A 20605-nucleotide genomic window follows, 5' to 3' on the forward strand; every position below is an offset into this window, starting at 1 on the left:
CGGTGCGGGCGCCTGCGGTGCCGGGGGCTCCGGGGCCGCCGGGGGCCGCATGTCCGCCGGGCCGCCCGCCGGGGGCTCGCCCAGGTTGTCCAGCGCCTCGCGGGCCAGCGGCGCGTCCAGCGGCGAGAACTTCGGGTTGGTCCGCAGCGCCCCCTCCAACTGGCGGCGCGCCGAACCGTAATCGCCCAGCGCGCGCTGCACCATGCCCAGGTGGTACGCGTACGAGGCGTTCTGCCCGCCCGAGTCCACCGCCCGCTGCGCGTACTCCAGCGCCCCCTCCGAGTCGCCCGACCGGTGCAGCGCCCAGCCCAGCGCGTCCGCCACCGCCGGGCTGTGGTGGCCCCGCTTCCACTCCGCCCGCAGCAGCTCCACCGCCGCGTCCGCGTCGCCGTGCGCGGCCTCGAAGCGGCCCAGCGGCAGCGACTCGTCCACGCCGCGCGCCCTGCCCCGGTCCAGGGCCGCCCGCAGCTTCTCGTACTGGCCCACCGAGTCGCCGTCGAGCCCGAGCGACTCGTACAGCTCGCCCAGCTCAAGCAGGTAGGCCGGGCGCGGCGACTTCGCCAGGGCGGCCTGGTAGTCCCGTACGGCCTCGTCGGTGCGCCCGAGGGCCGCCAGCGCCCGCGCCCGCCCGGCCAGCGACGGGTGGTGGCCCTTCTCGACGCGGAGCGCCGCCCCGTACTGCGCCACGGCCTCCTTCGGCTCGCCCCGCTCCCAGGCCAGGTCGCCCAGTCTCGCCAGGCAGGCGGCCTTCTCGGCGGGCGTCCTCGCCCGGTTCGCCGCGTCCTGCGCCGTGGCCAGCGCGTCCTCGCGCCAGCCCCGGTCGCGGTACATCTCGGCGGCCCGGCCCAGCGCGGGGACCCCGGCCCGCAGCTCGGTGAACCGCTCCACCGCCGTGATCGCCGACTTCTGGTCGCCCAGGCCGTTGTACGCGTCGATCAGCTGCGGGTAGACCGTCCACTCCTTCGGCGTGCGCTTCCGGACCGTCTCGCCCCACTTCTTGGCGGTCACGAAGTCGCGCCGGGCGTTGGCCAGGGACGCGAGGCCCACCCAGGCGGCCGTGTTGCCGCTCTCGCCGGGGCGCACGTCCAGCGACCGCTTCAGCGCCTGCTCGGCCCGGGTGTAGTACGCCGGGTCGGCCCCCCGCCGCCCCGCCTCCACGTACGCCGACCCGAGCACCGCCCAGGAGTCCGCGTCCGAGGGGTGCGTGCCCACCCACTTCTGCCGGTCCCCGATGAGCGCCGTCAGGTCGGCGAGCGCGGCGGGGGAGCCGGCGGCCGTCGCGCTCATCGCCCGTGAGACCGGGCCGGACGCGGGCGGTGCCGCGTCCTTGTCGTCGTCGGGCACCGCGACCACCGCGCCCGTCACCAGGACCGCGCCCGCCACGATGCCGAAGGCGGCCCGGCGCAGGGTCGTACGCATCGTGGGGGGCGGCGGCTCGGCCAGGGACGCGGGGTCCGGCGGGGACGCGTCCGGGGCCGGCCAGTCGGTGTCGAAGGAGTACTCGGGCCCGGAGGCCCCCGGGGGCTGCTGAGGCGTGAGATCCATGCCGCTCACTGTGCGTCAGTATGAAGATCACACCGAGCCTTGGGATCGCCACCGCAGACGGGTTCACACCAATGGGCCCGGGTGCCACGCTTGGATCATGGACGATCTCCTCGAACAGCTGCGGGCGGGTCTTCCCGCCGGGGCCGTGCTCACCGACCCGGACGTCACCGCCTCCTACGCCCACGACATGGCGAGCTTCTGCGCGGCCGGCACCCCCGCCGTGGTCGTGCTCCCGCGCACCGTGGAACAGGTCCAGCACGTCATGCGCACCGCCACCGCACTGCGTGTCCCGGTCGTCCCGCAGGGTGCCCGTACGGGCCTGTCCGGCGCCGCCAACGCCACGGACGGCTGCATCGTCCTCTCCCTGGTGAAGATGGACCGCATCCTGGAGATCAGCCCCGTCGACCGGGTCGCCGTGGTCGAGCCCGGGGTGATCAACGCCGTGCTGTCCCGCGCGGTGGACGAGCACGGCCTGTACTACCCGCCGGACCCCTCCAGCTGGGAGATGTGCACCATCGGCGGCAACATCGGCACCGCGTCCGGCGGCCTGTGCTGCGTGAAGTACGGGGTCACCGCCGAGTACGTCCTCGGTCTCGACGTCGTCCTCGCGGACGGGCGCCTGCTCAGCACCGGCCGCCGCACCGCCAAGGGCGTCGCCGGATACGACCTCACCCGCCTCTTCGTCGGTTCCGAGGGCAGCCTCGGGATCGTCGTGAAGGCCGTTCTCGCGCTGAAGCCCCGGCCGCCCCGGCAGCTCGTCCTGGCCGCCGAGTTCGCCGACGCGACGAGCGCCTGCGACGCGGTCTGCCGGATCATGGAGGGCGGCCACACTCCGTCACTCCTCGAACTGATGGACCGTACGACCGTCCAGGCGGTCAACCGGATGGCGGGCATGGGCCTGCCCGAGACCACCGAGGCCCTGCTGCTCGCCGCCTTCGACACCCCGGACCCGGCCGCCGACCTCGCCGCCGTCGCCGCCCTGTGCACCGCCGCCGGCGCCACCGACGTCGTCCCGGCGGAGAACGCGGCCGAGTCCGAGATGCTGCTCCAGGCCCGGCGGATGTCGCTGACCGCGCTGGAGGCCGTGGCGCCCGCGACGATGATCGACGACGTGTGCGTACCGCGCTCCCGGCTCGGCGCGATGCTGGCGGGCACGGCGGAGATCGCCGGGAAGTACGGCCTCACCATCGGCGTCTGCGCCCACGCGGGCGACGGCAACACCCACCCCGTCGTCTGCTTCGACCCCGCCGACGCCGACGAGTCCCGGCGGGCCCGGGATTCCTTCGACGCGATCATGGCGCTCGGCCTCGCCCTCGGCGGCACGATCACCGGCGAACACGGGGTGGGCGTGCTGAAGAAGGAGTGGCTGGCCCGGGAACTCGGCGAGACCGGCGTGGAGCTCCACCGGGGCATCAAGCAGGCGTTCGACCCGCTCGGGCTGCTCAACCCGGGCAAGGTGTTCTGACCGGCCCCGGACCCCGCCCACGCCCCTCAACCCTCCCCGTCCTGCGACTCGTCCGACGGCCACGGGTCGCTCATCCACAGGTCGTCGGCCGGCAGCGGCGCGAGGAGTTCGGCCAGCCCCTCGTCGATGCCGAGCCGTTCGGTCTCCGTGCCCGGCGGCACCACGCGCAGGGTCCGCTCCACCCACACCGCGACGGCCGCGGACGGTACCTCCAGCAGGGCGTTGCCGTCCGGCGACGTCAACGCCACGCAGATGACGCCGTTCCCGTCCACCTTGGTCGGCCAGATCCGTACGTCCCCCTGCCCGCACGGCCGGAACACCCCCTCCACCAGCAGATCGCGGGCGAACGTCCAGTACACCGGCGCGTCCGAGGTGATGTGGAAGGTGATGTGCACCGCGTACGGGTCCTCCGTGCGGTACGTCAGCCTGGCCGGTACGGGGATGCTGCGCTCGGGCGACAGGACCAGCTTGAGCTCCAGCTCGCGTTCCACGACGGTGTGCATGACGGCGTCCTTCCGTTCTCCGGGGCCGGTCCCACGACCGGCCCGCACGGGTGAGAGCGCCTTGCACGCCATCCCTTACGCGACTTCCCAGAAAAAGTTCAGGTGACCGGAAAGTGGGCCGAATGTCCGGACCGGCCCGGGAGTACCTGCCTGTCTGGTAGATGTGGACCCCTGTATTGAGGCCGCGAAGAGATACGGGACCACGGTGATGAGCGCCCCAACCCCGGCACCCGGTGACGAGAGCCCCCGCGAGGGGTACTACCCCGACCCGTCCATCCCCGGTTACGTCCGTTACTGGAACGGCGCCTCCTGGGTGCCCGGCACCAGCCGCCCGGCCCCGAAGCCGAAGCCGGAGGAACCGGCGGCGGTCGAGGAGACCGGGCCGGTCTTCCTGGACGAGGAGGACCACGAGGACGGCCGTCCCGAACCCGCCATCGCCTGGCAGGCCGACGCCTCTCACCAGTCCGGCCTCGCCGGCGACCGGGACCGCCGCGTCTCCTGGGGAGGCGAGGACCCGGCGCCCCCGGCCCCCGAGGACGCGACGCCCCCCGCGCCGGAGACCCCGTCCCCGGACGCCGGACGGGCCGGGCTTCCCGAGGACGCGACACCCCCCGCGCCAAGGGTTCCGTCCTCAGGCGCCGGACGGACCGGGTCGCAGCCACCTCAAGCCCGTCCGGCGATCGAGGACGGAACCGGTGCGCCGGAGTCCGCCGAGGGCACCCTGACCATCCGCACCCTCGACAGGCGCCCCGTGCCGGAGGCACGCCCTGCGCCCCAGGCGCGCCCCGTGCCGCAGGCACGCCCCAGGCCGGAGGCACGCCCCAGGCCGGAGGGGCCCGTGCCGGAGGGGCCCGTCACCCCGTGGAAGCCCCCCGCCCCCGAGCCCTTTCAAGGGCTCATCGCGGCGCGGACCGAGGGCCGCCCCGCCCCGCTCGGCAAGCGGTTCGCCGCCCGGCTCATCGACACCGTGGTGCTGGGCGCGCTGACCGCCGTGGCCGCCGTGCCGCTGGCCGGCCGGGCCGTGGAGCACATCGACGGGAAGATCGACGCCGCGCAGCAGACCGGCGAGACGGTCACCGTATGGCTGCTGGACTCCACCACGGCCGCGCTGGGCGGCGCGGCGCTGGGGGTGTTCCTCGTGCTGGGTGTCCTCCTCGACGCGGTGCCGACGGCGAAGTGGGGCCGTACGCTCGGCAAGAGGCTGTGCGGCCTCGACGTACGGGACATCGAGTCCCACGAGACCCCTCGCTTCGGCGCCGCGCTCCGCCGGTGGCTGGTCCACGGCGTGCTGGGCATCCTGGTCGTCGGGATCGCCGACGTGCTGTGGTGCCTGGTGGACCGGCCCTGGCGCCAGTGCTGGCACGACAAGGCGGCGCGGACCTTCGTCGCGGGCTGACACCATCCGCCGAACGCCGTCCCCCGAACGCACCCGAGCCGTTGCGCGGGTCCGGGCCCCGCGATGCACTGCCCCCATGAGCAACGATCAGCCGCCGCCCGGTCAGCCGCCCGAGGACGACCCGTTCAGGAAGCAGCAGCCGCCCGGGGACCAGCCGCCGTCGTCCGGCTCGCCCTACGGGGGCGGCGCGCCGCCGCCCCCGCCGCACGACCCGGGACCTTACGGCGGCGGCGGTCCGTACGGCGGCGCGGACCCGCTGGCGGGGATGCCGCCGCTCGCGGAGCCCGGCAAGCGCATCCTGGCCCGGCTGATCGACTTCCTGATCATCTCGATCCCGCTGTACCTGATCTCGCTGCCCTGGGGCGGCGCGGTCGGGGTGTCGGACAGCAACGGCAACGACGACGACGTCAGCGACGTCTTCGCGCAGACGTACAGCGGGCATCAACTGCTCTGGTCGCTGATCGGGCTCGTCTGCTACGTCGCGTACGACACGTACTTCACGCACAAGGACGGCCGCACGCTCGGCAAGCGGCTGCTGAAGATGCGGGTCGCGATGCTCAACGACGGCAGGGTGCCGGACACCGGCGCGGCGTTCCTGCGGGCCGTGGTGCTGTGGCTGCCGGCGCTGCTGTGCTGCCCGTGCCTGTGGTGGCTGATCAACATCGTGCTGATGTTCACGGACAAGCCCTACCGCCAGGGGCTCCAGGACAAGGCGGCCAAGACGGTGGTGGTCACCGTCAACTGAGGCTCGACCCGGACGCGGCCGGCACTCAGCGCGTGCTCTGCGCGGAGACGGGCGCGCGCTCCCCGTCACGGGTGGCGGGCGCGGTGCCGCGGCGCACGGACACCGGGCCGGCCGTCCCCGTCGTCTTCGGCGCGTGACGGCGGGACTTCGCGGGTACGGTGACCGACACCACGAGTCCGAGAGCGAGCGCGACCGTGCCGACGGCGGCGATACCGATGCCCGAACTGGTGCGGAACAGCAGCAACATGGCCAGGGTCGAGAGGACGACGGTGACCGAACCGTAGGAGAGCTGTGCGGCAGTAGGACGCGGCATGGCTATTTCCGTCCTCGGGACGTCGGATGGGCGGTCTCTCAACACGGTCGCGCTGTCAAGCGACTCTACGACGGTGGATGCCCGGGAAGAACGGGTGGTAAGCGTAACCTAACCCACAGTGCCGATGCATGGGGGGCGCACGGAGTCATCCCCCGCGCCCCTGGGCCGGGTTGACGCGCCGGTGGATCGCGGACGCCATGTCCGCATACCGGAAGAGTGCTCCTGCATAGTGCACTTGGTCTGTTCAAGTCAAGGTCTGTCTTTTCTTCCGTAACTCCGGTCGAATGTCGTCACTTGTGACGCGTTTCCGCGCGCGGCCTCTCCACACTCCCGGGCCGTCGCCGCGGGCGCCGGGGAGGACTGCATCACGTGATCATTAAGAGACGGGCGCTTCGGACCGGAGCGGTTGTCGTGGCCCTGGCCGCGACCGCCGCGACCGCATCCGCCTTCGCCACCGCTCAGGCAGATGACCAGGCGTCGGGCACCGCTGCCTCCATCGACCGCCGGGACCCGGGGTCGGCCAAGGGCAACAACCACGACCTGGAGGGCCCGTTCAGCAAGCAGCAGGCCGCTCAGCGCCAGGCTGCCCTGGAACAGGTCATATCCGGCGACAAGAAGGTCTCGTCGCGCGGAGGCTCCAAGGTCGTCAAGCTCGACAGCAACAAGTACGTCGAGCTCGGCCGTGAGAAGACCGACAAGATCTTCACCGTCCTGGTGGAGTTCGGCGACCAGGTCGACAACACGACCATGTACGACCCGGACGGCGCCGGCCCCAAGCCCGCCGTCAAGAAGTACGGCGGCACGCCGGGACCGCTGCACAACCAGATAGCCCAGCCGGACCCGAAGAAGGACAACAGCACCGCCTGGCAGGCCGATTACAACCAGGCCCACTTCCAGGAGCTGTACTTCGGCGAGGGTGCCGGCAAGCACTCCCTGAAGACGTACTACGAGAAGACCTCGTCCGGCCGCTACTCGGTCGACGGTGAGGTCTCCGACTGGGTCAAGGTCCCCTACAACGAGGCGCGCTACGGCTCGAACTACTGCGGTTCGACCAACTGCGCCAACGCCTGGGACATGATCAAGGACGGCGTCAACGCCTGGGCCGCGGACCAGAAGGCCAAGGGCCGCACGCCCGAGCAGATCAAGACGGACCTGGCGCAGTACGACCAGTGGGACCGTTACGACTACGACAACGACGGCAACTTCAACGAGCCCGACGGCTACATCGATCACTTCCAGATCGTGCACGCGGGTGAGGACGAGTCCGCCGGCGGCGGCGTCGAGGGCACCAACGCCATCTGGGCGCACCGCTGGTACGCGTACGGCACCAACGCCGGCGCCACCGGCCCGGCGAACAACAAGGCCGGCGGCACCCAGATCGGCGACACCGGCATCTGGGTCGGCGACTACACCGCGCAGCCCGAGAACGGCGGCCTGGGCGTCTTCGCCCACGAGTACGGCCACGACCTCGGCCTCCCGGACCTGTACGACACGACCAACACCGCCGAGAACTCGGTCGGTTTCTGGTCGCTGATGTCGGCGGGTTCCTGGCTCGGCACCGGCAAGGACAGCATCGGGGACATGCCCGGTGACATGACGGCCTGGGACAAGCTCCAGCTTGGCTGGCTGAACTACGCCGAGGCCAAGGCCGCGACGAAGTCCACCCACAAGCTGGGCGTGTCCGAGTACAACACCAAGGACAAGCAGGCGCTCGTCGTCGAGCTGCCGGAGAAGGCCGTCACCACCGCCGTCACGACGCCCGCCGAGGGCGCCAAGCAGTGGTGGAGCGACATGGGCGACAACCTCAGCAACACGCTGTCGCGCTCCGTCGACCTCACCGGCAAGACCAAGGCCTCCCTGGACCTCCAGGGCTGGTGGGACATCGAGAAGGACTACGACTACCTCTACACCGAGGTGTCCACCAACGGCGGCACCAGCTGGACCGCGATCGACGGCACCGCCGACGGTCAGCCGATCCCGCGCGACGCCAGTGACAAGCCGGCCCTGACCGACGTCTCCGGCACGTACCAGAAGCTGTCGTACTCGCTGGACGCCTACGCGGGCCAGAAGATCGACATCCGCTTCCGCTACGCCACCGACGGCGGCGCGGGCGGCGTGGGCTTCGCGGCCGACACCATCTCGGTGACCGCCGACGGCGCCGCGCTCTTCACGGACAACGCCGAGGGCGACGACAACGGCTGGACCGTCAAGGGCTTCTCGCGGGTCGGCAAGTCGTTCGAGAAGGACTACCCGCAGTACTACCTCGCGGAGAACCGTCAGTACGTCAGCTACGACCAGACGCTCAAGACGGGCCCGTACAACTTCGGGTTCTCCACGACCCGTCCTGACTGGGTCGAGCACTTCCCGTACCAGAACGGTCTGCTGGTCTGGCTCTGGGACACCTCCCAGAAGGACAACAACGTCTCGCAGCACGAGGGCCAGGGCCTGATCCTGCCGGTGGACGCGCACGCCAAGCCGCTGAAGTGGGCGAACGGCACGGTCATCCGCAACAAGATCCAGCCCTTCGACGCGCCGTTCAGCTGGTACCCGACGGACGGCTTCACGCTGCACCTGGCCGACCAGGCCGTGAAGATCAAGCCGCAGCTCGGCGTCCCGTCCTTCGACGACCACAAGGGCACCTACTGGTACAAGGAGAACCCGACCGGAAGCGTCAAGGTTCCTGACACCAACACCAAGATCACGATCGTCAGCGAGCCGCTCAGCGGCGACACGATGACCGTCCAGGTCGGTGCCTCGAAGAAGTAGAACCGCATCACCGCAGGTCACAGCATGATCGGCCGTCGCCCTCTAGCGGGCGGCGGCCGATCGTGTTTAGGTGCCCCTGTTCACTTTCTTATTGACACGATGTCTCACGGGGGAGCTCGTACGCATGGCAGGCGGAGGATTCAGCAAGTTGCCGAACGGCAGTGTGGTCGTCGCGATCACCCTGCCGGCCCCGGCGGAGGGGCCCGGTCCGGGCGCCCCCGTCCGGGTCCTGGTACACGCGGCGAACCGGGCCCGCGCCCTGACCCGGCTGCGCAACCTGGGCCTGCGCGCCGTCTACCTCCGGGGCAACGCCGAACCGCCCACCCCGGACGAGATCACCGCCGTCCTGCACCACCCGGACGGCGTCCTGTGGCGCGCGAGACCCGGCAGCGCGCAGGAGCTCTGGCACCCCATCCGCGCCCTGCTCAGGCCCGCCCCACCGGCCGTCCCGGCCGGCAGCGGCTGACCCAGGCCGCTCAGACGACCGGCTTGCCGGTCAGCGTCACGCCCGCGCCGCGCAGCTCGGCCAGCGCCCGCTCCGTCGTCGCCTCGGCGACACCCGCGGTCAGGTCCAGCAGCACCTGCGTGGCGAAGCCCTCGCGGGCGGCGTCCAGCGCGGTCGCGCGCACGCAGTGGTCGGTCGCGATGCCGACCACGTCGACCTCGCGGACGTCCCGCTCGCGCAGCCACGCGGCGAGCCCGGTGCCGTTCTCGTCCAGCCCCTCGAAGCCGCTGTACGCCGCCGCGTGGGCCCCCTTGTCGAACACCGTGTCGATGGCCCCGGAAGCGACCGCCGGGGCGAAATTGGGGTGGAAGCCCACGCCCTCCGTGCCGGCCACGCAGTGCGGCGGCCAGGAGTGCTCGAAGTCGGGCGTCGCCGAGAAGTGGTCCCCGGGATCGATGTGGTGGTCCCGGGTGGCCACCACGTACCGGTAGGCGGGCCGGCTCTCGCCGATCAGGTCGGTGATGGCGGCGGCGACATCGGCACCCCCCGCCACGGCGAGGCTCCCGCCCTCACAGAAGTCGTTCTGAACGTCCACGACGATCAAGGCGCGGTGCATGGTGGGTGTCCTTCGGGGAGTGGGGGAGCGGTACGGGGGACGGCCCCGAGCCTAGGGATTCCAGCGGGCCAATCAAGCGCGCCCGCGCAAAATCGGCGCGGTCACCCCACATCGGGGCCCGTCGGGCGCTTCACGACGCGCCGTCACACGTACTCCGTGGGGATCACCGCCTCGCCGCGCGACAACTGCATCGCCGACAGCGGCAGCCCCGCCCGCGCCGCGATGTGCCGGTCCCGCGCCGCGTCCAGGGGCTCCCGGGCCACCACCTCACCGCCCCGGACCAGCTCCACCAGCAGCTGCCGGCCGGCGAGCTCCTCCGGGACCGGGCCGGTGCCGATCACCTCGGCCTCGGCGACGCCCTCCTCGTCCAGCCGGCGCGCCGCCCACTTGCGGCCCCCCTTGGACGACTTCGCGCCCATCGACTTCTTCGCGACCGGACGCAGCTCGTCGGCCGGGTCGCCGGACCCCGCGCGGGCGACGAGCTTGTAGACCATCGAGCACGTGGGGTGCCCGCTGCCCGTGACGAGCTGCGTGCCCACCCCGTACGCGTCCACCGGCGCGGCGGCCAGCGAGGCGATGGCGTACTCGTCCAGGTCCGAGGTCACCACGATCTTCGTCCCGGTGGCGCCCAGCTCGTCCAGCTGCTGGCGCACCCGGTGGGCGACGAGCAGCAGGTCGCCCGAGTCGATCCGTACCGCGCCCAGCTCCGGACCGGCGATCCCGACCGCCGTACGGACCGCCTCGGCCACGTCGTACGTGTCGACGAGCAGCGTCGTACCCCGCCCCAGCGAGTCCACCTGGGCCCGGAAGGCGTCCCGCTCCGAGTCGTGCAGCAGGGTGAAGGCGTGGGCGCTCGTGCCGACCGTCGGGATGTTGTAGCGGAAACCGGCCGCCAGGTCGGAGGTGGTGTCGAAGCCGCCGATGTACGCGGCGCGCGCCGAGGCGACCGCCGACAGCTCGTGGGTGCGGCGGGCACCCATCTCGATCAGCCGGCGCCCGCCCGCCGCCGCCGACATCCGGGAGGCCGCCGCGGCGATCGCCGAGTCGTGGTTGAGGATCGAGAGGATCACCGTCTCCAGCAGCACGCACTCGGCGAACGAGCCCTCGACCCGCAGGATCGGCGAGCCGGGGAAGTACACCTCGCCCTCCGGGTAGCCCCAGACGTCGCCGCCGAACCGGTAGTCCGCCAGGTAGTCCAGCGTCGGCCCGTCCACGATCGCCTGATCGCGCAGGAAGCCGAGCATCTCCTCGTCGAAGTGGAAGTTCTCCACCGCGTCCAGGACCCGTCCGATGCCCGCGACGACGCCGTAGCGCCGCCCCTCCGGCAGCCGGCGGGTGAACGCCTCGAAGACCGAGCGCCGCCCGGCCGTCCCGGCCTTCAGCGCGGCCTGCACCATCGTGAGCTCGTACTGGTCGGTGAAGAGCGCTGTCGACGGCACGCCGACCCGTCGCCCGAGGTCCGCTGAGTTCATGCCGGGGATGCTACCCCTATTTCGTCAGAGTGACGAGATGGGGGGTCCGGGGTGGGGCCGTTTGTGCGCCGGGCCCCCGCGAGTGGCAGCATGGGACAGGTGAGCGTCGCCCCTACAGAGATCGAACGTCCCGAATCGGCCGAGGACCACCTCGTCGTCCCCGAGCCCGACGTCCCCTGGGTGACGCTGGTCCACAACGACCCGGTCAACCTCATGAGCTACGTGACCTATGTCTTCCAGGCGTACTTCGGCTACTCCAAGGACAAGGCGCACAAGCTGATGCTCGACGTCCACCAGAAGGGCCGCGCCGTCGTCTCCAGCGGCAGCCGCGAGGAGATGGAACGCGACGTCCAGGCCATGCACGGCTACGGGCTGTGGGCCACGCTCACCCAGGACCGCACCTAATACCGCCACCGCACGGCCCACCCGTACCGCCCGACCATCATCGGAGAGAACCCATGGCCGGCCACTTCGAGGCCACTCCCGGCGGCGGCGCGGCCGTCGCGCTCGACGAGGTGGAGATCGCGATCCTGCGCTCCCTCGCCGTCCAGCTGCTCGAACTCATCGGCCCCGGCGACGAGCCCGCCGAGGGCGAGGACCCGCTCGCCGCGCTCTTCGCCGAGGGCCCCAGCGAGCCGCCCACCGACCCGGCCCTGGCCCGCCTCTTCCCCGAGGCGTACGGCGACGAGGACGACGAACTGCGCGCCGCGTCCTCCGAGTTCCGCCGGTTCACCGAGAACGACCTGCGCACCCGCAAGCGCGAGGACGCGCTCGTCGTCGTACGGACGCTCGACGCACTGACCCCCGCCGGTGACAGGGGCGCCGTCCTCACGCTCACCGCCGACGAGTGCCTCAACTGGCTCCGCTCGCTCAACGACCTCCGGCTCACCATCGGCACCCGCCTCGAAGTCGGCGAAGAGGACGAGGGCGAGGAGAGCTCGCTCTACCGGCTCCCGGACAGCGACCCCCGCAAGCCCATGGTCATGGCCTATCTCTGGCTCGGCGCGCTCCAGGAAACCCTGGTCGAGACCATGATGCCGTGACACCGGGTGGCCGCCCGGCCACCGCGTCCGCTCAACGGACACTCAAATCCGAATAACGATCGCGTCACCTGAACGGTCTTTTTTGCAGCGCCCGTTCCGCCTTGTCCGCTTTTACTTGTGGTGTGCGCCACAAGACGTACGCCGGACCGCCTTCCCGCCCGTGGTAAATCTTCACGACCACCCGGGAACGACACCCCTGTTCCCGGGTAGGCGCTATCAGCCGGTAACCACCGGCGGCACTCCATCCGTATCCGGGGGGATCAGGACCTGATCCGCGGCCGAAAGGCGCGGATCGGCGTGGAGAAAGGCGCAAGCACATGACATCGGCGCAGATCGACGACAAGGGGCCCGACGGCCCGCCCGCCGCGTCCGCGGATGCCACCACCTCGGCGGAGGGCTATCAGAGAGCACTCGGCGCCCGGCAGATCCAGATGATCGCGATCGGCGGAGCGATCGGCACCGGGCTCTTCCTCGGCGCCGGCAAGGCCATAGCCAAGGCCGGACCCAGCCTCATCCTGGCCTACGCCATCGCGGGTCTGGTCATCTTCTTCATCATGCGCGCGCTCGGCGAGCTCCTCATGTACCGCCCGGTCTCGGGCTCGTTCTCGGAGTACGCGCGCGAATTCATCGGCCCCTTCGCGGGCTTCGTCACCGGCTGGACCTACTGGCTGTTCTGGGTCGTCACCGGGATCACCGAAGTCACCGCGGCCGCCCAGTACATGACGTTCTGGTTCGACATTCCGCAATGGGTGTCGGCCCTGGCCTTCACGATCATTCTCTACGGCGTGAACCTCATCTCCGTGAAACTCTTCGGTGAGTTGGAGTTCTGGTTCTCGATGGTCAAGGTCACCGCCATCGTCGGCATGATCCTCATCTGCGCCGGAATCCTCACCCTCGGCTTCTCCGACGCCGGGGACACCGCGAGCGTCACCCACCTCTGGTCCGACGGCGGCTTCTTCCCGCACGGCATCAAGGGCACCCTGATGACCCTGCAGATCGTGATGTTCGCCTTTCTCGCCGTCGAACTCGTCGGCGTCACCGCCGGTGAGTCCAAGGACCCCAAGACCGTCCTGCCCAGGGCCATCAACACCGTGCCCTGGCGCATCGCCGTCTTCTACATCGGCGCCCTGATCATGATCCTCTCGGTGGTGCCCTGGACCGAGTTCACGCCGGACGTCTCCCCGTTCGTCGAGGCCTTCAAGAAGATGGGCCTCGGCATCGGCGCCGGAATCGTCAACTTCGTCGTCCTCACCGCCGCGCTCTCCTCCTGCAACTCCGGCATGTACTCCACCGGCCGCATGTTGCGCGACCTCGCGCTCAACGGCCAGGGCCCCAAGTTCTTCACCCGGCTCACCCGCAGCGGCACCCCGCTCATCGGCACCACGTTCTCCGCCGCGCTCATGCTCGTCGGCGTGTGGATCAACTACCAGTGGCCCGGCGACGCCTTCACCTACGTCGTCTCCTTCGCCACCATCTCCGGCATGTGGGCCTGGATCATGATCCTGATCAGCCAGATCCGCTACCGCCGCCTGGCCGGGCGCGGACTGCTCCCGCAGTCCTCCTTCCGGGCCCCCGGCGCCCCGTACACCAGCGGCTTCGCGCTGGCGTTCATCGCCGTGGTGATCGTGATGATGGGCATCGACAAGGACGCCAGGATCTCGCTCTACTGCGCCCCGGTGTGGGCCCTGCTACTCGGCGTCTCCTACCTGGTCCTGAAGGCCAGGAACCCGGACGGCAAGGCGTTCGCGGACCGTGTGAAGCGCTGACCGACACCTTCTGACCAGCGACGTTTCACGATGCGGGCCCCCGCGTACCACTCCTCGGTACGCGGGGGCCCGTCGTCCTATCCTGGGCGCCATGCTGACCATCACCCAGACGCTGTACGACCAGATCGTCGCGCACGCCCGCGCCGACCACCCCGACGAGGCGTGCGGCGTCGTCGCCGGGCCCGCCGGCAGCGGCCGCCCCGAGCGATTCATCCCCATGCTCAACGCCGCCCGCTCACCCACGTTCTACGAGTTCGACTCCGGCGACCTGCTCAAGCTCTACCGCGAGATGGACGACCGCGACGAGGAGCCGGTGATCGTCTACCACTCGCACACGGCGACCGAGGCGTACCCCTCGCGCACCGACGTCACGTACGCCAACGAGCCCGGCGCCCACTACGTCCTCGTGTCCACCGCGGACACCGACGACGCGGGCCCCTTCCAGTTCCGCTCGTACCGCATCGTGGACGGCGAGATCACCGAGGAGGAGGTCCGGGTCGTGGAGGCGCACCCGGCCGCCTGACCACCCCCGCAGTGGCGCGACAGGGCCGCGCGCACCGGGCCCTGTCCGCCCACCGAACGCCGACCATCCACTAGGTGAGATCACACTCCGAATCCCCGACCGGGAATCGATACGATGACCGCATGGTTCCCCATGACGTGAGTGACAAGACGCCGGGCTCGCTGCTCGTGGCGCGCCTGCACGTCGACCTGTGCCGCCTCTCCAGCGCGATCTGTACGAACCACCGGTCCGCCGGCCGCGAGGCCTGAGCCGGCCCACCCCGTCCGCCGCCGGCCGGCCGGGCGCCCACCGCACCACGTACCGACCCCGCGCGGGGGCAGAGCCGCACGTCCCACGCCCACCGCCACCACTCCGCTTCGACAGGAGCCCACGCCATGGCCATCGAGGTCCGCATCCCGACCATCCTCCGCACCTACACCGACGGCGCCAAGGCCGTCGAGGGCCAGGGAGACACCCTCGCCGACCTCTTCACGGACCTGGAGACCCGGCACACGGGCATCCGCGAGCGGATCGTGGACGGCGACCAGCTGCGCCGCTTCGTCAACGTCTACCTGAACGACGAGGACGTCCGCTTCCTGGACGGCATCTCCACCAAGCTCAGCGACGGCGACAGCATCACCATCCTCCCGGCCGTCGCCGGCGGCATGAACTGATGCGCTTCGACAGCCCGCTCGCCGCGGTGGGCAACACCCCGCTCGTCCGCCTGCCGCGGCTGTCACCCTCGGACGACGTACGCATCTGGGCCAAGCTGGAGGACCGCAACCCCACCGGCTCGATCAAGGACCGCCCCGCCCTCCACATGGTCGAGCAGGCGGAGAAGGACGGCCGGCTCACCCCCGGCTGCACGATCCTGGAGCCCACCAGCGGCAACACCGGCATCTCGCTCGCCATGGCGGCCAAGCTCAAGGGCTACCGCATCGTGTGCGTGATGCCGGAGAACACCTCCCAGGAACGGCGCGACCTGCTCGCCATGTGGGGCGCCGAGATCATCTCCTCCCCGGCGGCGGGCGGCTCCAACACCGCGGTCCGCGTCGCCAAGGAGCTCTCGGCCGAGCACCCGGACTGGGTGATGCTCTACCAGTACGGCAACCCGGACAACGCGGGCGCCCACTACGCGACGACCGGCCCGGAGATCCTGGCCGACCTCCCCTCGGTCACCCACTTCGTCGCGGGGCTCGGCACGACGGGCACCCTCATGGGCGTCGGCCGCTACCTGCGCGAGCACGTCGAGGGCGTCAAGATCGTCGCCGCCGAGCCGCGCTACGACGACCTCGTCTACGGCCTGCGCAATCTGGACGAGGGCTTCGTCCCCGAGCTGTACGACGCGTCGGTCCTGACCACGCGCTACTCGGTCGGCTCCGCCGACGCGGTCACCCGCACCCGCGAACTCCTCCAGCAGGAGGGGATCTTCGCGGGCATCTCCACAGGGGCGGCGCTGCACGCCGCGATCGGGGTCGGCAACAAGGCGGTGAAGGCGGGGGAGACCGCGGACATCGTGTTCGTCGTCGCCGACGGCGGCTGGAAGTACGTCTCCACGGGCGTGTACACGGCCCCGACCACGGAGGCGGCGATCGCCACGTTGCAGGGCCAGCTCTGGGCGTAACCCGTTTCCTGGGGCGCCGCCCCCGTACCCCCGTTGCCGCACCCCCGCGGCAACGGGGGTTCTGTCATTCGCGCCGCACGATCCAGCCCCTCCGGCGTCCGAGGAGCCGGGGCCGGGGGCGGACCCCCGGTTTCGGGAAGGGCCGGGGAGGGGAACGCCACCCGAACCGGTGACAGCGCAGGTGAGTTCCCCCACAACGAGCCACCCCGAAGGAGCGACCCGCACTTTCGCGCCTTACGCTCAACAAACCGCACCGCGCGAACCGCACGAACCCTCCCCGTTCCCACGTCTCGGAGGTTCACGCTCCATGAAGCTCACCGTCGTCGGCTGCTCCGGCTCGTTCCCCTCCCCGGGAGCGGCATGCTCGAGCTACCTCGTAGAGGCCGACGGCTTCAGGCTGCTCCTCGACATGGGCAACGGCGCCCTCGGCGAGCTGCAGCGCCACGTCGGTCTCTACGACCTCGACGCGATCTTCCTCAGCCACCTGCACGCCGACCACTGCATCGACATGTGCGCGTACTTCGTCGTCCGGTACTACCCGCACGGCGGCGACCGCCCCGCCCGCCTCCCGGTCTACGGCCCCGAGGGCACGGAACAGCGGCTCACCACCGCGCACGCGGACACCCCGTCCGACCACGCGATGAGCGAGGTCTTCGACTTCCACACGCTGAAGCCGGGCTGGTTCGAGATCGGCCCCTTCTCGGTGCGCACGGAGAAGCTCCGGCACCCCGTGGACACGTACGGCATCCGCATCGAGCACGGCGGCTCCTCGCTCACGTACTCCGGCGACACCGGCACCTGCGAGGCCCTGGACGAGCTGGCCGAGGGCACCGACCTCTTCCTCTGCGAGGCGTCCTTCGTGCACGGCAAGGAGGACATCCCGGACCTCCACCTCAACGGCCGCGAGGCCGGCGAGCTGGCGGCCCGGGCGGACGTCGGACGGCTGGTGCTCACCCACATCCCGCCGTGGACCGACGCCGAGCGCAACCTCGCCGACGCCCGCGAGGTCTTCACCGGCCCGACGGAACTCGCGGTCCCGGGCGCGGTGTACCAGCTCTGAGCGGTGCGCTCGTGCGCGTACGACGAAGCCCTCACCTTCCGCCGGGAAGGTGAGGGCTTCGAGCCGTCGGGCCGGACCTACTTGGTCAGGTCCTCGACCTCCTCCTCGGGCTCACGGCCCGGGGTGGTGAGGTTGAACTTGATGATCGCGAAGCGGAAGGTCACGTAGTAGATCACCGCGAAGACCAGACCGATCGGGATGATCATCCATGGCTTGGTGGCGTGGGTCCAGTTCAGTGCGTAGTCGATGAACCCGGCCGAGAAGTTGAAGCCCGCGTGCACGCCCAGGCCCCAGGTGATGGCCATCGACGCGGCGGTCAGCACGGCGTGCAGCACGTACAGGATCGGCGCGATGAACATGAACGAGAACTCGATCGGCTCGGTCACACCGGTGACGAACGAGGTCAGCGCGAGCGAGACCATCATGCCCATCACGGCCTTGCGGCGCTCGGGGCGGGCGCAGTGCGCGATGGCGATCGCGGCGGCCGGCAGGCCGAACATCATGATCGGGAAGAAGCCGGACTGGAACATGCCGGCGGACGGGTCACCGGCCAGGAAGCGCGTGATGTCACCGTGGACGACCTCGCCGGCCGAGTTGGTGAAGTCACCGAGCTGGAACCAGGCGACCGTGTTCACGAACTGGTGCATGCCGATCGGGATCAGCGCGCGGTTGACGCCACCGAACAGCGCGGCGCCGCCGGAGCCGAGACCGGTCATCCACTCGCCGAAGTTGGAGATGCCGTCACCGATCGGCTCCCAGACCAGGCCGAAGAAGACACCGACGATGACGCCGACGAAGGCCATGATGATCGGGACCAGGCGGCGGCCGTTGAAGAAGCCGAGCCAGTCGACCAGCTTGGTGCGGTGGAACTTCTGCCACAGGACCGCGGCGAGCAGACCCATGATGATGCCCCCGAGGACACCGGGGTCGTTGTACGTCGCGGCGACGTCCTCGCCCTTCTTGACCACCGCTTCGGTGACCGGGAACGCCTGCAGGACCTTGCTGTAGACGAGGAAACCGACGAGCGCGGCGAGCGCCGTCGAGCCATCGGACTTCTTGGCGAAGCCGATGGCCACGCCTATGCAGAACAGGACCGGAAGGCTGCCGGTGATGGCACCGCCCGCGTTGTTGAAGACGGCGGCGACCTTGTCCCAGCCGAGACCGTCCTTGCCGAAGATGTCGTCCTGGCCGAGGCGCACCATGATGCCGGCGGCAGGCAGCACCGCGATCGGCAGCTGCAGGCTGCGACCCACCTTCTGCAGGCCCTGGAACAGGCCGGAGCCCCGCTTCTTCGCGGGGGCCGCCGTAGCGGTGGCCGTACTCATCAACTTCCTCCAGTAAGCAAGGCGCCGCCGGGGACAGGGGGATGGGGGTGGGCGACGACTCGAGAAACGTGACGCGCGCGGCTTCACGTGGTCTGGACCACTGAGTGGTGTAGACCAGTTGTAGCACGGTGAGGGTTAGATAAGGAACCTGCAATTTGCGACTACTTCGCAGCAGCCACCGCATACGCACCGTGACATGCGAAAAGCCCCCGGACCGCATGGTCCGGGGGCCGCGCTCACAAGGTCAGTGACCTTGCGTAAAGGCTACTTCGTGAGGTTCCTCTCGATGTCCTCCTCCACCTCCTCGGGCTCGCGGCCCGGGGTCGGCAGGTTGAACTTGGTGATCGCGAACCGGAAGATCACGTAGTAGACGACCGCGAAACAGGCGCCGATGGGCAGGATCAGCCACGGTTTCGTATCCAGATGCCAGTTGACGACGTAGTCGATCAGGCCCGCCGAGAAGCTGAACCCCGCGTGCACCCCCAACGCCCAGGTGATGCCCATCGACGCACCGGTCAGCAGCGCGTGCACCCCGTACAGCAGAGGCGCCACGAAGAGGAACGAGAACTCCAGCGGCTCCGTCACACCCGTCACGAACGAGGTGAGGGCGACCGACAGCATCAGCCCCGCCACCTCCTTGCGCCGCTCCGGCCGCGCGGTGTGCGCGATGGCCAGCGCCGCCGCGGGCAGCCCGAACATCATGATCGGGAAGAAGCCCGAGGTGAACTGCCCGGCCGACGGGTCCCCGGCGAAGAAGCGGGAGATGTCGCCCTGGACGGTTCCGCCGTCGCTCCCGGTGAACTCGCCCGCCTGGAACCAGAAGAACGTGTTCAGGAACTGGTGCATGCCGATCGGGATCAGCAACCGGTTGGCGAAGCCGAAGATGGCCGCACCCCAGGCGCCCAGATCGATCAGATGCTTGGCGAACCAGGTCAGCGCGTCACCCACCGGCTGCCACAGCAGCCCGAACAGCACGCCCAGGATCGCGCAGAGGAACGCCATCAGGATCGGGACCAGCCGGCGGCCGTTGAAGAAGCCGAGCCAGTCGACCAGCTTGGTGCGGTGGTAGCGCTGCCAGACGACGGCGGTCAGCAGCCCGATGATGATCCCTCCCAGCACCCCCGGGTTCTGCGGCACCCCCTCCGGGACGTCCTTGGTCACCGAACCGTCCACCGGGAACGCCGTCAGCACCCCCCGGTAGACCAGGAAGCCGGCGACCGCGGCGAGGGCCGTCGAGCCGTCCGCCTTCTTCGCGAAGCCGATGGCGACCCCGATGCAGAAGAGCAGCGGCAGGCCCAGCTCGCCGTCGAGGATCGCGCTCCCGCCGTTGAGGAGGACCTTCGCTGTCTTGTCCCAGAAGCGCCCGTGCAGCGAGGAGTCGAAGAGGTTGCCGAGGCTCACCAGCAGGCCCGCCGCGGGCAGGACCGCCACCGGCAGCTGCAGGCTGCGGCCGACCTTCTGCAGGCCCTGGACCGGCCCGTTCCACCACTTCCGCTGCGGTAGCGCGGCCGCGTTCGAACTCATCGGCATCCTCCCGGAACACGCCTGGTTTGGCGGTCGTCGCATACTGGTGTAGACCAGTCGCGATACGGTGCGGAGCCCGGCCCGGAAGGCGGGGCGCCGGTGATCGTCATCATTGGGGACCGTGCGGTTGCCCGCCCGAGAAGTTGGGCCAACCGTGCGTTACCGTGACGAAACGGACCCGTGGTGGGCCGTCGCACACACATGAGGAACCAGGGAGAAGGCCATGGCCAGCAAGGCTGAGAAGATCGTCGCCGGGCTCGGCGGAATCGAGAACATCGAAGAGGTCGAGGGCTGCATCACGCGCCTCCGCACCGAGGTCATCGACCCGGGCAAGGTCGACGAGGCCGCGCTCAAGGCCGCCGGCGCCCACGGCGTCGTCAAGATGGGCACCGCGATCCAGGTCGTCATCGGCACCGACGCCGACCCGATCGCGGCCGACATCGAAGACATGATGTGACCACCGCCTGAACCCGCCCCCGCAGGCCCCGCCCACCC

Annotated in this window: 21 protein-coding genes; 14 read left to right on the plus strand and 7 right to left on the minus strand. The window is 70.4% G+C overall.

Annotated elements, in window-relative coordinates:
• Positions 1-1545, minus strand: a 1545-nt coding sequence (locus G3I41_RS10365) for a tetratricopeptide repeat protein (protein ID WP_164399924.1), incomplete at its 3' end; no start/stop codon positions are given.
• Between the two features lie 97 nt (positions 1546-1642).
• Between G3I41_RS10365 and G3I41_RS10370 the strand changes: the two genes are divergently transcribed.
• Positions 1643-3010: an FAD-linked oxidase C-terminal domain-containing protein gene (locus tag G3I41_RS10370; RefSeq protein ID WP_164399925.1), complete on the plus strand. Its 1368-nt coding sequence runs from the start codon at positions 1643-1645 to the stop codon at positions 3008-3010.
• A 26-nt stretch (positions 3011-3036) separates the two neighbouring features.
• On the opposite strand, the gene G3I41_RS10375 is transcribed toward G3I41_RS10370, so the two are convergent.
• Positions 3037-3513, minus strand: a complete 477-nt coding sequence (locus G3I41_RS10375; protein ID WP_164399926.1) for an SsgA family sporulation/cell division regulator — start codon at positions 3511-3513, stop codon at positions 3037-3039.
• Between the two features lie 208 nt (positions 3514-3721).
• On the opposite strand from G3I41_RS10375, the gene G3I41_RS10380 reads away from it, so the two are divergent.
• Together G3I41_RS10380 and G3I41_RS10385 are read left to right on the plus strand one after the other, a co-directional pair.
• On the plus strand, positions 3722-4909 hold the full coding sequence (locus G3I41_RS10380) for an RDD family protein (RefSeq protein WP_164399927.1): 1188 nt from the start codon (positions 3722-3724) through the stop codon (positions 4907-4909).
• Positions 4910-4985: 76 nt separating this feature from the next.
• Positions 4986-5654 (plus strand): RDD family protein, encoded by a 669-nt coding sequence (locus tag G3I41_RS10385; protein WP_164399928.1) that lies wholly within the window; start codon positions 4986-4988, stop codon positions 5652-5654.
• Between the two features lie 25 nt (positions 5655-5679).
• On the opposite strand, the gene G3I41_RS10390 is transcribed toward G3I41_RS10385, so the two are convergent.
• The gene (locus tag G3I41_RS10390) at positions 5680-5967 is read right to left on the minus strand and encodes a hypothetical protein (protein ID WP_164399929.1); all 288 of its coding nucleotides are present in this window, start codon (positions 5965-5967) and stop codon (positions 5680-5682) included.
• 369 nt (positions 5968-6336) lie between these two features.
• Here G3I41_RS10390 and G3I41_RS10395 point away from each other — a divergent pair, with 369 nt between their 5' ends.
• Together G3I41_RS10395 and G3I41_RS10400 are read left to right on the plus strand one after the other, a co-directional pair.
• Positions 6337-8733 carry an immune inhibitor A domain-containing protein gene (locus G3I41_RS10395; RefSeq protein WP_343242101.1) on the plus strand — a complete coding sequence of 799 codons (2397 nt, stop codon included), beginning with the start codon at positions 6337-6339 and terminating at the stop codon, positions 8731-8733.
• A gap of 124 nt (positions 8734-8857) precedes the next feature.
• Entirely contained in the window at positions 8858-9199 is a 342-nt protein-coding gene (locus G3I41_RS10400; RefSeq protein ID WP_203600673.1) for a hypothetical protein, read from the plus strand.
• Positions 9200-9209: 10 nt separating this feature from the next.
• Here the strand turns inward: G3I41_RS10400 and G3I41_RS10405 are convergent, their stop codons facing one another.
• Positions 9210-9794: an isochorismatase family protein gene (locus G3I41_RS10405; RefSeq protein ID WP_164399931.1), complete on the minus strand. Its 585-nt coding sequence runs from the start codon at positions 9792-9794 to the stop codon at positions 9210-9212.
• 143 nt (positions 9795-9937) lie between these two features.
• The gene (locus G3I41_RS10410; protein WP_164399932.1) at positions 9938-11266 is read right to left on the minus strand and encodes a nicotinate phosphoribosyltransferase; all 1329 of its coding nucleotides are present in this window, start codon (positions 11264-11266) and stop codon (positions 9938-9940) included.
• A 90-nt stretch (positions 11267-11356) separates the two neighbouring features.
• On the opposite strand from G3I41_RS10410, the gene clpS reads away from it, so the two are divergent.
• The 8 genes from clpS (at position 11357) to G3I41_RS10445 (ending at position 17261) form a co-directional block, all read left to right on the plus strand.
• Positions 11357-11671 (plus strand): ATP-dependent Clp protease adapter ClpS, encoded by a 315-nt coding sequence (gene clpS / locus G3I41_RS10415; protein WP_164399933.1) that lies wholly within the window; start codon positions 11357-11359, stop codon positions 11669-11671.
• Between the two features lie 53 nt (positions 11672-11724).
• Entirely contained in the window at positions 11725-12309 is a 585-nt protein-coding gene (locus G3I41_RS10420; RefSeq protein WP_164399934.1) for a DUF2017 domain-containing protein, read from the plus strand.
• Between the two features lie 317 nt (positions 12310-12626).
• The gene (locus tag G3I41_RS10425) at positions 12627-14075 is read left to right on the plus strand and encodes an amino acid permease (RefSeq protein WP_164399935.1); all 1449 of its coding nucleotides are present in this window, start codon (positions 12627-12629) and stop codon (positions 14073-14075) included.
• 91 nt (positions 14076-14166) lie between these two features.
• A complete protein-coding gene (locus G3I41_RS10430) occupies positions 14167-14598 on the plus strand; it encodes a M67 family metallopeptidase (RefSeq protein ID WP_164399936.1) in 432 nt (143 codons plus the stop codon).
• Positions 14599-14720: 122 nt separating this feature from the next.
• On the plus strand, positions 14721-14846 hold the full coding sequence (locus G3I41_RS37390; protein ID WP_275408399.1) for a putative leader peptide: 126 nt from the start codon (positions 14721-14723) through the stop codon (positions 14844-14846).
• A gap of 126 nt (positions 14847-14972) precedes the next feature.
• Positions 14973-15251, plus strand: coding sequence for a MoaD/ThiS family protein (locus G3I41_RS10435; RefSeq protein WP_143616195.1), 279 nt, complete (start codon positions 14973-14975; stop codon positions 15249-15251).
• Positions 15251-16201 (plus strand): cysteine synthase, encoded by a 951-nt coding sequence (locus tag G3I41_RS10440; protein WP_164399937.1) that lies wholly within the window; start codon positions 15251-15253, stop codon positions 16199-16201. The genes G3I41_RS10435 and G3I41_RS10440 overlap by 1 nt, the downstream gene beginning before the upstream one ends.
• A 307-nt stretch (positions 16202-16508) precedes the next feature.
• Positions 16509-17261: an MBL fold metallo-hydrolase gene (locus tag G3I41_RS10445; RefSeq protein WP_164399938.1), complete on the plus strand. Its 753-nt coding sequence runs from the start codon at positions 16509-16511 to the stop codon at positions 17259-17261.
• A 77-nt stretch (positions 17262-17338) separates the two neighbouring features.
• Here the strand turns inward: G3I41_RS10445 and G3I41_RS10450 are convergent, their stop codons facing one another.
• The gene (locus G3I41_RS10450) at positions 17339-18586 is read right to left on the minus strand and encodes a PTS transporter subunit EIIC (RefSeq protein WP_164399939.1); all 1248 of its coding nucleotides are present in this window, start codon (positions 18584-18586) and stop codon (positions 17339-17341) included.
• A gap of 264 nt (positions 18587-18850) precedes the next feature.
• The gene (locus G3I41_RS10455) at positions 18851-20110 is read right to left on the minus strand and encodes a PTS transporter subunit EIIC (protein WP_164399940.1); all 1260 of its coding nucleotides are present in this window, start codon (positions 20108-20110) and stop codon (positions 18851-18853) included.
• A 223-nt stretch (positions 20111-20333) separates the two neighbouring features.
• Between G3I41_RS10455 and G3I41_RS10460 the strand changes: the two genes are divergently transcribed.
• Positions 20334-20567 carry a PTS glucose/sucrose transporter subunit IIB gene (locus tag G3I41_RS10460; RefSeq protein ID WP_093708643.1) on the plus strand — a complete coding sequence of 78 codons (234 nt, stop codon included), beginning with the start codon at positions 20334-20336 and terminating at the stop codon, positions 20565-20567.
• The last annotated feature ends 38 nt before the right edge of the window (positions 20568-20605 follow it).

The sequence above is a fragment of the Streptomyces sp. SID9727 genome (genome assembly GCF_010550605.1).
GTDB lineage: Bacteria > Actinomycetota > Actinomycetes > Streptomycetales > Streptomycetaceae > Streptomyces.